This window comes from Patescibacteria group bacterium (assembly GCA_026415775.1).
Lineage (GTDB): Bacteria > Patescibacteriota > Minisyncoccia > UBA6257 > JAAZHW01 > SKW32.
The window spans coordinates 275,638-288,683 of record JAOAGL010000001.1; the positions used below are offsets into that span (position 1 = coordinate 275,638).

Sequence of the window (13,046 nt, forward strand, 5' to 3'; positions counted from 1 at the left end):
ATGCCAAGAGAAACAATTACTTTTAAAATTTTTGAAATTTTATCAGACGGAGCTAAAACGATGGATAATTTAATGTTTATCTTTTTTAACGGTTATCGCCGTTCTTATAAACAAGCTCTAAAACAACGATGGCAGAAATATATAGAGTCAAAAAAGAAAGAGGATTTAAAAAAGATAAAGAACAATTTTTACGTATTATTAAATAGATTAGAAAAACAAGGTTTTATTATAAAAAAGAAAGATAAAACGCAGAAAAAGAATTTATGGTTGCTTACCCCTGCTGGTAGAAAAAAGGCAAAAATGTTAATTGCTCAAACCAATTTTTTATTTGATTATCCTCATGAAAATGATGGAAAATTAAGGATTATTATTTTTGATATTCCAGAAAAAGAACGGTTTAAGCGCAATTGGTTAAGAGCAATACTTACTTATTTAGATTTTAAAATGCTTCAAAAAAGCGTGTGGATTGGTACTAATAAGATTCCTGAACGTTTTATTTATGATTTGAAAAAATTTAACGTTTTGCCTTATGTTCATATTTTTGAAGTGAGCCAGAGCGGTACAATTGAAACAAAAAAATAAATAAAATATTAAATTTACTTTTTGATTTTGCTTAACTTTCTTGACGATCGTCAGAAAAGTTAAGTGAGGTGAGATAGGGGAGAAATTAATATAATAAAATATAATAAAGGAGGAGTAAAAAAGGTAAATAAAAAAACAATAAATAATGTTTTGACTTTTGAGATTATTTGTTTATAATTAATTTTATTGAATTAACGATTGCGTCGCTTAATCTATTAGCCTTTTTATGTTAGTTATAAGATTAAAACCGGTTGGAAAAAAACATCAAATTTCTTTCCGTATTGTTGTAGCTGAAAGACGTTCTAAATTAAATGGGCGTTATAAAGAAGACCTCGGTTTTTATAATCCTTCAACTGATAAATTTTCAGTAAATAAAGAGCGCGCTAAGTATTGGTTATCAATTGGCGCTCAGCCATCAGAAACTGTTTATAATATTTTTGTAGCAGCGGGAGTTATCGAAGGACCCAAGAAGACAATTAAAATAAAAGAAGCAAAGAAAGAAGAGGGAGGTGCTGCAGTTGAAAACAAAACCAATAATGAAAATAATTCAACCAACGAAAGTAGTGCTCAATAATTCAAATTGTCGTTAAAAATTTATTCTAATGGAAAACAAAAAAATTTTATTCGTTGTTGCCTTCAAAGATTTTCGTGATGAGGAATTTTTTGAGCCGAAAGAAATTTTAGAGAAGGCGGGTTTTCAAATTGAAGTAGCGAGTACTGATAGAGGTGTGGCGCAGGGTGTTAATGGTGGTGAAGCAAAAGTGGATTTTTTAGACAACGAAGTTAATGTTGATGATTATGAAGCGGTGGTTTTTGTTGGCGGAGCGGGTGCGACGCGCAATATTGAGAATTCACGTTTTCATAAAATTGCGCGGGAGGCTTTTGAAAAAAATAAAATTGTGGCGGCAATTTGTATTGCGCCTTTAATTTTAGCGCGCGCTGGGATTTTGGAAAATAAAAAAGTAACCGTTTGGACGAGTGCTTTAGATAGAAGGCCGATTCAGGCGTTAAAAGATGGGGGAGCGAGTTATGAAAATAAATCAGTTGTAGTTGATGGGAATGTTATTACGGCAAATGGTCCGCAATCGGCTAAAGAATTCGGCAAGGCTATTTTGAAACAGTTAAAGAAATAAAAAAAGAAAAAGAAATTTTGAGGGCGGCGGCTGCTTTTTAGCAGCCGCCGCCTTTTTACCCTTACAACCCAAAATAAATACTTTAATTTCTAACTCATTTTCAGTTTATTTATCCACAACCCCTCCATTCTTGACAATTTTTGTGTTATAATATTTTTGAATGGGATTAAAACGCTTATTTTAAGCAATTATTTTAAAAATTTTATGTCATTTTTTGATAAAAAAATTAGTTCCAAAGCATTCACCTTAATTGAAATTTTAATCTACACAGCAATTTTTGGCGTTGTGGCTGCTGGTATTATCGGTGTTGCGTGGAACATCACGCGTCTTCACACAACCCAAATTGCTTCTAATGAAATTGATGAAAATTTGCGTTATGTAATGAATTTAGTAAATTCTAAAGTTCGTGAGGCTTCACTGATTGTACAGGCAAGTGGAACGACTTTAATTTTGCGGATGCCCGATTCACTAAAAAGTCCTACAACATTTTCTTTAAACAATGGCACTTTATACATTCAAGAAGGAAGCGCTGATCCTGTAGCAATTACTTCCAATCGTGTTGAGGTTACTTCTTTGAATTTTGAATATATAAGCGTTGCTGGTAGTAAGGGTGGCGTGCGAGTTAATATTGCGATGGCATACAAAGAGCAGCCAGGTATTGCTTCGCGTGAATACATCACAACAGTTACTAAGGTTAATGCCATCGTTTTTGATTCAGACATTATACCAGATGTAACTAATTCAAGAAGTGTTGGTATTAATACGGCGCAATGGAAGGATGGTTATTTTTCTAGAAATGTAATAGTTGGCGGCGATGTTTCATCAACCGGTTTTATTATCGGTGGAGCTGGTCTTTGTATGGGAACTGATTGTCGTACTTCTTGGGGTCAGGTTACAGGCGTTACTGGTTCCGGCACACAAAATTATATTGCTAAATGGACCTCTTCTGGCTCTATTGGTAATTCGCAAATTTTTGATAATGGGACTAATGTGGGTATTGGGACGACAAGTCCCAATGTAAAATTACATATTTCGAATACTACGGCAGGAATAAACGAACTATTGCGTTTAGCTTATAACAATTCAGTGGGTTCAGGAGCGAGATTATCATGGTGGGCAGGAGATACCGTGTCAGAAACGGGGCGGATAGAAAACTTTGTAGATGCAGGAAATCAAGTGAGTTTAAGATTTTATACTTATAATTCTGGACTCGGTGAAAGAATGCGCATTACAGCTGCTGGTAATGTTGGTATCGGCACAGCATCTCCTCCTTCTCTTCTTTCCGTCGGCGCATCATCGCAATTTCAAGTTAATTCTTCTGGTGATATAGTTAAAATCAAAAACCTTACTTATTCCTGGCCATCCTCTCATGCTGTCGGATTTCTTAAAAACGACGGCTCGGGTAATTTAACTTGGGATACTTCTGGCGCAGTTGGCGGCACAGGTTCAGCTGGCCAAGTGGCTTTTTGGTCCTCAACAACAACGATAACAGGCGATAGCGGTTTTTATTGGGATAATACTAACAAAAGATTAGGTTTAGGCACAACTGCACCTGGTCAACGTTTATCTGTTGTTGGCGATATTGGTTTATCTGGTGGCGATCGTTTTATTGGCACAACCGACGCCTATGGTTTAAGCATCAGAACAAACAATACCAATAGAATTTTCATTTCCGCTGATGGTAATGTCGGTATTGGTACTACTTCGCCAAGCAGAACATTAGATGTTCATGGTATTGCGCAATTACGCGGCGCTGCCGGCGGCACTGGTTTATTTGTTGATTCTGGTGGTAATGTGGGTATTGGGACGACAAGTCCAGCATTTAAACTTGATGTTAGTGGATCAGCTCGAGTTACCAATGTATTTAAAGAAGGCAATTGGCGTCACGTACTTTCTTCTTATGTTACTGCTACCCCTACTAATGGTGTTTTGTTAACTACCGCCATTCCTTATGATGGTGTTACAAATAGAGGAATGCATGGTATTCGGGTGATGGGATATGCCTTTGGAGAGTCTAGACCTATAGATTTTGAAGTGGTATTTTATCTTTATACTTCTGGTTTTAATAGCTACGGCTGGACAAATTATGGAGCTCATGACCCAGGAACAATTAAACTTTCTTATGAAGGTAATGTTGTTAAATTATGGTGGTCTTCTAAAGTTTATTATGCTAGTTATGAAATATTTACAAAAAGTCATGGAGCACTTGGCCAAAACGATTCATGGTTTGAGGGGTGGACCATCACTGATGCAGTAGCTCCTACTTCAAATGTTGTAGATGTTCCATATCGAAATGCAATGCCTTATGGACTTGCAATGCGCGGCAATATTAATTTAAATGGAAATTGGCTTTCTGGAGACGGAGATAATGAGGGTGTTTATATAAATGCTTCAGGTAATGTTGGTATTGGAGCAACAAGTCCATCATATCGATTAGATGTAGCTGGTGATATTAATACATCAGGTTATTTTAGAGGTAATGGTTCCCAAATAACTAATTTAAATGCTTCTAATTTAACAAGTGGTATTGTGCCTGCAGCACGACTTTCATCTACGCAAGCTTATTATACTTTAGATCCGATTTTTCCAAAAACAAATCAGCAACATACAACTTTAGGAGGAGCGACAATTGGTGAAATTGCTTTGTCGTCTGCTTATGTTCAAAATAAATTGCAATTTGTTTTACCTTATAGTATTGAATATACAACCAATGGAACAACCTGGAATACTTATCCTGATCCAGTTGATAGTGATACAGTTAAAAAAATGTTTTTGGGTTATAACGCCGGGGGTAAAATTTATCTCCGTGGTCCCAATAATGGAAATTGGCTTGGTTTGCGCATAACATGGCAGGCACCTTCGTATTATTTCTTGAATTATTTCTATACTTACATGAGTACTTCAGGACATCAATGTGCAATTACAATAGAAAAGACATATGGAGATGATTTGAATACATGGATTACTGTTGCTACAACGACTAATTTTTCTAGTTGGCCTGGGCATACTCTTGTTCCTCATTCGAATATTGCGTGGAATCCGACACCTACTCCAGGTACTCATTCTAAATATGTACGAGTGACTTTTACTCCCACATGGAATGGATCTTATCCTAATAATAATATTGATATTTATGCAATAGATTGGTTTGGAGAATATCCAGCTAATATCAAACCCATGCAATTATTTACTTGGGATTTTGATAAAAATGTTACATTTGATAATGGATTAAGAATGCCTGGTAGTATTGGTATTGGGACAACAAATCCTATTCAAAAATTACACGTCGAAGGAAATGCTTATATTTCAGGAAGTGTCGGCATTGGCACGACAAATCCAAATACTTTACTCGATGTAAGGGGAAGAATTAACACGCCAGAAATAGCTTTTCGTAATAGTGACGGAGGTGATGATAGTGACCCTTATCGTTTAAGAAAATATCAATTTGGTTCAAGCTCTAATGAACTTCAGCTTCAGTTAAATGATGATAGTGATGAAAGATTTGCTATTTATGGTAATTCTTGTAGTGGTTATAGTTGTGGTGAATATAGTGGTAATCTTTATCATTTCTTTAAAGCAGATGGAACGGCTTATCATGCTGGCAACGTCGGTATCGGCACAACAAGTCCCTCATATAAATTAGACGTCTCAGGAGATATTCGTGCTACAGGAACTATTTATGGAACATTCTCTGGTACAATCAATGCTGCTAATGTTTCAGCCGGTTCATTTGGTGCTAACACTGGTGGTGGCAATTATTCCTTCCCAGCGAATCTGACTGTTAGTGGAGCTGTTGGTATTGGGACGACGAATCCGGGGGTGAAATTAGATGTAGTAGGGGGATATATTAGAACTTGGGGTGGAGAGTTTATATCATATAAAGAGAATCCTGGAGGAATTTTGGGGGCTTTAGCTTTGGAAGGAAAAAATGCTTCCTCAACCAATCCTTATATGAAAAGATGGACTTTGTTTAATATGCAAGATTATTCTGGTGTGAATGGTTTTGTCATCTATGAATATTATGATGCAAATAATGATGGTAGTTATTGTAATGATGGCGGAGCATGTAATATGAGATTTATTATTGCAAGTGGGGGTAATGTTGGTATCGGAACTGCCACTCCTGCTTATCCATTAGATGTAGTAGGTGATGTTAGATTCTCAGGCACTCTTCAAGGTGGTTCAGTGCCATGGGCTCGTTTAACTTCTTTCCCATCAGCTTGTTCTGCTGGCAATGCAGTAACTGGATTAGGCTCAACTCTTACTTGTTCGCCATTTATGACTAATCCAATGACTACATTGGGTGATATCATCTACGGCGGTTCCAGTGGCACACCAACCCGTTTAGCTGGCTCAGCTGGTTTTCTTAAATCAACTGGCGCTGCTGCGCCTTCTTGGAGCGCTGTTAATCTTGCTTCCTCTGATGTAACAGGCACTTTAGCAGTAACTAGTGGCGGTACAGGTTTATCTTCTATTGCGGCTGGCTCTATTCTTTATGCTACTTCTTCTAATACTTTAATTGCCATTGCTCCAACTGCCGCTAATCAGGTTTTAAGGTCAACCGCTGCTAATGCCTTGCAATTTGGCGCATTAGTTGCTGCTGATATTCCTAATTTAGACGCTAGTAAAATTACTTCAGGAACTTTTGGTATTGCTCGTGGCGGTACTAACTCAACTGCTACTCCCACTGCTGGCGCTGTAGCTTATGGTACTGGTTCAGCTTATGCTTTTACTGCTGCTGGTACAGCTAACCAAGTTTTAATTTCAGGCGGCACCAGCACTCCCACCTGGTCTAACATCGCTTCATTACTCACTCAAGGCACTAACATCACTATTTCTGGCACCACCAATGCCACTATTGCCACGGTTAACAACCCAACTTTCTCTACTTCTGTTTCAACACCATTATTAACCAGCTCAGGCGCTATTGCTATTAAACCCGGTTCTAATTCAACCACCGCTATTCAATTACAAAATACCGGTGGTACAGCCATTGTTAATGTTGATACAACGAATAGTAGAGTAGGTATTAATAATGCAAGTCCCAGCTATGCTTTAGATATTACAGGCGATATCCGCGTTACTGGTGCCATCATTGGTACAGTTTCAACAACAATTTCGGCAACCAATGTTTCAGCCGGCGCTTTTGGTTCTAACACTGGTGGCGGCAATTATTCTTTCCCAGCCAGAGTAGGAATAGGCACAACGTCACCAAGTACAGATTTGCATATAAAAGTTTCAAGCGGTGATGTGAAAATACAACTGGGTACTCAAGCAAGTGTTGTGCCAACTACTGGAGGACCAAATAATCCTTCGGCAGCGGTCGATGATTCAAGCAATGGAGGTTCGGCTGTTTGGAGTAATCCAACCAATGTTTATACCTCTAATGACGTTTATGCGTCAGTTACAATACCAGCAGGTGTGGATCCAGATTATTATTGGAGCGATTATTTGAAAGCGACGGGTTTTGGATTTTCTCTTCCTAGCACCGCTAATATTCTTGGGATTAAGGTAGAAATAGAGGCAAAGGCGAGCGTTGCTTCGACATTAACAATAAATGAAGTATTATTAGTTAAATCAGGTTCAATTGTTGGTAGCAGCAAAAGCGGAGGACTTCTAACTGCATCAGATGCGTACTACTCATTTGGTGATACAACTGATTTGTGGGGAACAACTTGGTCTTACTCAGATATTAACAATTCCAATTTTGGCGTGGTTGTGAGTGTATTTAATCCTACAACATCAGCAAGAACGGCTTATATAGACCACATTAGAATAACCGTTTATTATACCAGCAGTGGAGATGCAGATTGGCAGATGGCAGTATCTTCAACAAGCGGCGCTTTCATTATAAATCCTTTATTTAGTGGTGGAAGAGTGGGCATTGGAACTACAACGCCATCGGCAACTTTAGATATAAATGGGACTCTTAATGTAAATGGAATTATTCAAGGAAAGTTTTATGATAAATATACTGGCAGCATTTCCCGCACTTATTCTAGTGGAAATGGAACTTCAAGCTTGAGCACGGGCAAATATTATCCTGATTGGTTCTGTGCCCTATCTAAAGTTGATGCTACAGAGTTAGATACTGCTACCGAACATGCTTATTGCACGGTTACTCTCGACGGTAATAATCAGTGGCTTTTAAATGCTGTAATTAGCGGCGTCTCGGATCAAACGGTTTCTTGTAGTATTTATTGCATACGATTATAAAATAAATAAAAAATAATCAATAAATAAAAAATAATCAATAAATAAAAAATAACAAAGGTCTAATTTAATAAAATCGGAACATTTCAAATATGAAAAAAAATACTTTAATAATTATTACAGGACTCATCCTAATAGTAATTATTGGTCTTATCATACTTATTAAGCCCGCAAGTAAAAATCCGAATCCCACTCCTACATTAAGCGGAGAAAATACTCCGACTAAAGGGGAAATACCCAAAGATGTTAAAGTTTATAATGCTGGTGAGTCGGCGCCAGAAGGAACAGCCGTGCCAGACAGCGTTTCCGATTATGGGTTGACAAAACTCCGCTCTTTTACGATGAAAATCGAAGATGGCGTTTTTACCCCGCAAACCTTTATCTGTTATGAAGGCGAGATGATGAAAATTTGGATTACAGCAATTGATAAAGATTATGATGTTGTTCAGCCAGATAATGGTTTAAAGTTGATAATTAAAAAAGGCGAAACGAAATTTATTGAATCGCAAATGAATGATATCGGAAAATTTACTTTTTATTGTGAATCTTGCGGGGGGTTAAATTCAAAAGCAGTGGGTTATATGATAGTTGTTCCTAAGCCAGTCAAAAAATCACAATAAACCTCTTTCCTTTTTTAAATCCAGGCGTTATAATTAAAATAATTTAAGGTCGATTTATATAGGTCGTTTTTAATTAAAAAATTATGGAAAAAGTCAAAAAAACAATTCTCATTCTTATTTTAGTAATTATTTTAATTATTATTATTGTGGGAATTGCAGCTTTGATTATTAAAGGAGGCAGCGTAAAAAATCTTTTTAGTAATCAAGCGAGTGGAAAATATCATTTAGTATATGTTCAGACAGGAAATGGAAGCGCTAGTTATTATGGGCAGATTATTAAAGAGGGAGAAAATTATGTTTTATTGAAGGACCCCGGATACATCAATATTCAAGCCGCTCAGAAAGAAGGAGAGCAGCCGCAAGTAAGTTTTGCTTTAATGAAAGACGAATTTTTCAAGCCAATTTCAGAGATGAAAATTTATAAGAGCAATATTGTTTTTATTCAGCAGTTGGCTGATGATTCTCCAATAGTAAACTTTTACAAAAATCAGTTAAGTAAATAGGGCAAATTGAAAAATCCCCCAAATGCAGACTTAAACTAATTGTTAGTTTGTATTTGGGGGATTGTTTATAAATTATGTCACCATCAACAAAATCAGAAATTGAAAAATTGAGAAAAGAAATTATAGCCTTGAAAAGAATAGCCATTAAAGATCCTTTAACAGGGTTATATAATAGACGGGGATTATTGGAGCAGGGAGAGAAATTTTTGAAAATGATGGAGCGTTTAAGAGAAAATAAATTTCCAGAAAGTGGCAATTCTTTTAATTTAGGTGTTATTTTAATTGATTTAGATGATTTTAAGAAAATCAATGATGTTTATGGACATAAAACTGGTGATGAAGTGCTAAAAAAAATTGCGGAATTGCTGGAAGAATCTTTGCGTAAATCAGATATTATTAGTCGGTGGGGAGGCGATGAATTTGCAATATTAATTTTTGATATAAACAAACCTATTTTAACAAAAATTGCCGGACGAATTCAGGAGAAAATTTGCAACCACACTTTTTTGGTTAAAAAGCGAAAAATCAATCTCACTATTAGCTTGGGCGCAACTCTTTTTTCCAATGTTAATCTGGATTTAGAGAAAGAAATAGAAAAAGCCGATAAAGCGATGTATCGCGCTAAAAAGCGAGGGAAAAATAATTTTGTTATTATATAGTAAAGGGGGTCTTAATGAAGTTAATTTATGCAAAAGAAAATTAAGCGTTTAATGTTTGTTATCGCGATTCTGCTTTTTTTGTTTATGGCGGTAATGTTTATTGTTTATTCTTGGGGATATCGCTGGAATCAAAAAGAGTGGAAATTTGTTAAAACAGGAGGACTATACTTGCGAGTTTATAATAGCAAACCAGAAATTTATTTGAATAATCAATATCTTAAAAAAGCTACGCCGGGACTTTTAAGCAACGGCATTTTTTTATCTAATTTAATTCCTGATAATTACTTATTAAAAATTAGCAAACCAAATTATTTTTCTTGGGAGAAAGAAGTTGTAATTGAACCACAAATGGTGACGACCTTTTCTTCTATTGTTTTATTACCAAAAAATCCTTTATCAAAAAGTATCTATTCTTCTAATGAAACATCTTCTGTTGAAATTTTAGATATTTTACCCTTGAAAAATGGTAAAGAACTAATTATTCAAGCGATTGAAGAAGGAACTTCAACTAGCGCCGTGCTTTTTATTTATAATTTTAATAATCAAAACCAATTGGAAATTTATAGAAAGAAAATTAATAAAGGAGAAAATTTCAATTTAATTTCTAATTTAATAATAGCTGATAATGACGCTAATCAAATTATTTTTCCGGTTGTTGTTAACAAAACAACTAATTTTTATTTGTGGGAGAGAATAAATCCGGAAAATATAAAGAATATCTCGCAAACAATTATTTCACAATTCAAATTTAAAAACCCTATTAAAAAAATTGATTTTTATCCCAATACCGAAAATAAATATATTATTTTAACCGGCACGGATTTAATGCTTGTTGATTTGAACAAAAACGAAATGAAAAAAATATTTTTAGACGTAAAAGATTTTGCGAGAAAGGATTACAATATGTTGGTTATAAATAATCAAGGCGCGGCATTTAGTTATAATTTGATTTTAGATACTAGCTCGCCATTGGGGATTTTAGAACTAGAAAAAGAAAATAGCATCAAGAAAATTCAAATATCGCCAAAGAATAATTATTATAGCGTACAATTAAATAACGGAGATTTATATCTTTTAAAAAGCGGCGAAGAAATAACGCTTCTTAAATCAATATCTTTATTTGCTTTTTCAAATGATGACAAAAAATTGGCTTATATAAATAAAGATAACGAATTACATGTCAAATATTTAACGGATTTCACTGGTGATTTTTTACAAAAAAAGGGAGAAGATGTTTTAATAAAAAAATTAACTGAGCCCATAAATAATTTAATCTGTCATTCTGATTTAAATCATTTAATTTATCAAAGCGAGAATAAAATTTATTTTGCGGAAATTGATGTGCGCGATGCGGTGAATATTTTTGAATTAAATTTTAACGGAAATAATTTTTATTTAGAAGGAGGGAAAAATGGAACTATTTTTACTTGGAATGAAAAGACAATCAAAAGAATAGATTTGCTTTATGAACAGCTATAATCCAAATTGATTTTTGGAAATAAATCTGCTACATTAAAGAGAGATTATGCAACAAAATGATAAAAATGCACAATTAGCTGAGATGATTAAAAAGGCGCAACTGGCTGCTGAAGAAAGAGAGGCAGAGCGATTAGCTAATTCTTTGGGTTTGAAATATGGAGATTTAACAAAAATATCTGCTCAAACAGACGCGCTGGAATTGATTAATGAAGAAGAAGCCAAGGTCGCTCTTTGCGCTCCTTTTTTGCTGAAACAAAAAACTATTTTATTAGCTTGTAAAAACCCTGCTTTGGAGGCAACTAAAAATGTAATAGAAGGTTTGAGAAGTAAAGGTTATGATTTGGATATTTATGTTGTTTCTTTAAGGTCGTTAGAGAATCTTTGGCAAGGTTATCGCTTTATTGTGGGTAGAAAAAAAGAAATTACTGGCGGTATAGAAGTAGACAAAGACCATTTGGCAAGCATAATGAATGAAGTTAAAACGACCTCATCTTTAAAAGAAAAAATACAAAATTTTGATAGTCCTTATATTTCTCAAATTTTTGAAATTATTATTGCTGGAGCAATAGCGATGGATGCTTCGGATATTCATATTGAACCAGAAGAAAGCGGCATTCGTTTGAGATATCGTTTGGATGGCGTTTTGCAAGATATTTCAGCATTAAATCAGCATCATTATCGCTCGATTATTTCAAGAATTAAATTATTGGGCGGTATGAAAATCAATGTTCATACAGCGCCGCAAGATGGAAGGTTCACAATTAAAACTTATGATGTTGATATCGAGGTGCGTGTTTCTATTATTCCGAGCGCTTATGGTGAAACGGTTGTAATGCGTTTGCTTAATCCCAAAAACATTCAATTGGATTTAAAAAATTTAGGTTTTCGTGAAGATGATTTGGCCATTATGGAGGAGCAAATTGGGCGCCCCAATGGTATTATTTTGAATACTGGTCCAACAGGGTCAGGTAAAACAACGACCTTATACGCTTTTTTAAGACGTATTTATAATCCAGAAATTAAGATTATTACTGTTGAAGACCCCATTGAATACCACTTGGAAGGAATAACCCAGACGCAAGTAAATCCAACGCGTAACTATACCTTTGCTTCTGGTTTGCGGTCAATTTTGCGTCAAGACCCCGATGTAATTTTAGTGGGTGAGATTCGCGATAATGAAACAGCAGAGATTGCTATGCATGCTGCTTTAACGGGCCATCTCGTTTTTTCTACTTTGCATACTAATGATGCTTGTGGTACAATTCCTCGGTTATTGGATATGAATATCCAGCCAGCAATTCTGGCGCCAGCATTAAATCTGGCTATTGCTCAGCGTTTGGTTAGAAAATTATGCCAACACTGTAAAGAAGCTGTGGAATTAACGCCAGAACAAGCTGACAAAATTAGAAAGATGGTTGAAAAAATGCCCGAAAGAGTTAAGAAGCCACAATTGGGGGATAAGATTGTTATTTATAAATCTAAAGGTTGCGAGCATTGCAATGGAACAGGTTATAAAGGAAGAGTGGCGGTAGCAGAATTGCTGGTGGTTGATAGAGATATTCAAAATTTAATTACGCGCTCAGAGAAAATGCCGACGGCGGCGGAAATTAAAGATATGGCTATTCAAAAAGGAATGACAACAATGGAGGATGATGCGATTTTAAAAATTTTGGATGGTATTACAAGTTTATCTGAGGCGGAAAATGTTTTGGGTAAACTTCTATAGTTTTTGAAAATTAAATCCGCCTCAATAATGAGGCGGATTTAATTTAGATAAAATTATAAAAAAATAGCCTTTTTAACCCGGAGGCAATTTAATCTCGCAAAACAGGGCTGCGAGCTCAAGAATTTTTTAAG

The 13,046-nt window shown here is 35.4% G+C and carries 9 protein-coding genes; all 9 read left to right on the forward strand.

Going from position 1 to position 13,046, the window contains the following annotated elements:
* A complete protein-coding gene (locus N2692_01510) occupies positions 1 to 582 on the forward strand; it encodes a helix-turn-helix transcriptional regulator (GenBank protein ID MCX8015960.1) in 582 nt (193 codons plus the stop codon).
* A 226-nt stretch (positions 583 to 808) separates the two neighbouring features.
* Entirely contained in the window at positions 809 to 1,156 is a 348-nt protein-coding gene (rpsP, locus tag N2692_01515) for a 30S ribosomal protein S16 (GenBank protein MCX8015961.1), read from the forward strand.
* A gap of 28 nt (positions 1,157 to 1,184) precedes the next feature.
* The gene (locus N2692_01520; GenBank protein ID MCX8015962.1) at positions 1,185 to 1,715 is read left to right on the forward strand and encodes a DJ-1/PfpI family protein; all 531 of its coding nucleotides are present in this window, start codon (positions 1,185 to 1,187) and stop codon (positions 1,713 to 1,715) included.
* Between the two features lie 204 nt (positions 1,716 to 1,919).
* Complete coding sequence (locus N2692_01525; GenBank protein MCX8015963.1) at positions 1,920 to 7,931, forward strand: prepilin-type N-terminal cleavage/methylation domain-containing protein; 6,012 nt, start codon at positions 1,920 to 1,922, stop codon at positions 7,929 to 7,931.
* An 89-nt stretch (positions 7,932 to 8,020) separates the two neighbouring features.
* The gene (locus tag N2692_01530; protein MCX8015964.1) at positions 8,021 to 8,548 is read left to right on the forward strand and encodes a hypothetical protein; all 528 of its coding nucleotides are present in this window, start codon (positions 8,021 to 8,023) and stop codon (positions 8,546 to 8,548) included.
* 83 nt (positions 8,549 to 8,631) lie between these two features.
* Entirely contained in the window at positions 8,632 to 9,051 is a 420-nt protein-coding gene (locus tag N2692_01535) for a hypothetical protein (GenBank protein MCX8015965.1), read from the forward strand.
* Positions 9,052 to 9,125: 74 nt separating this feature from the next.
* The gene (locus N2692_01540) at positions 9,126 to 9,710 is read left to right on the forward strand and encodes a GGDEF domain-containing protein (GenBank protein ID MCX8015966.1); all 585 of its coding nucleotides are present in this window, start codon (positions 9,126 to 9,128) and stop codon (positions 9,708 to 9,710) included.
* Between the two features lie 27 nt (positions 9,711 to 9,737).
* On the forward strand, positions 9,738 to 11,189 hold the full coding sequence (locus N2692_01545; GenBank protein ID MCX8015967.1) for a hypothetical protein: 1,452 nt from the start codon (positions 9,738 to 9,740) through the stop codon (positions 11,187 to 11,189).
* Positions 11,190 to 11,235: 46 nt separating this feature from the next.
* Positions 11,236 to 12,915, forward strand: a complete 1,680-nt coding sequence (locus tag N2692_01550) for a GspE/PulE family protein (protein MCX8015968.1) — start codon at positions 11,236 to 11,238, stop codon at positions 12,913 to 12,915.
* Positions 12,916 to 13,046: the final 131 nt, after the last annotated feature.

Coding starts and splice junctions, on each gene's coding strand:
- N2692_01545 (MCX8015967.1), top strand. CDS start 9,738: ATGCAAAAGAAAATTAAGCGTTTAATGTTTGTTATCGCGATTCTGCTT.
- N2692_01550 (MCX8015968.1), top strand. CDS start 11,236: ATGCAACAAAATGATAAAAATGCACAATTAGCTGAGATGATTAAAAAG.
- N2692_01525 (MCX8015963.1), top strand. CDS start 1,920: ATGTCATTTTTTGATAAAAAAATTAGTTCCAAAGCATTCACCTTAATT.
- N2692_01540 (MCX8015966.1), top strand. CDS start 9,126: ATGTCACCATCAACAAAATCAGAAATTGAAAAATTGAGAAAAGAAATT.
- N2692_01520 (MCX8015962.1), top strand. CDS start 1,185: ATGGAAAACAAAAAAATTTTATTCGTTGTTGCCTTCAAAGATTTTCGT.
- N2692_01530 (MCX8015964.1), top strand. CDS start 8,021: ATGAAAAAAAATACTTTAATAATTATTACAGGACTCATCCTAATAGTA.
- N2692_01535 (MCX8015965.1), top strand. CDS start 8,632: ATGGAAAAAGTCAAAAAAACAATTCTCATTCTTATTTTAGTAATTATT.
- rpsP (MCX8015961.1), top strand. CDS start 809: ATGTTAGTTATAAGATTAAAACCGGTTGGAAAAAAACATCAAATTTCT.
- N2692_01510 (MCX8015960.1), top strand. CDS start 1: ATGCCAAGAGAAACAATTACTTTTAAAATTTTTGAAATTTTATCAGAC.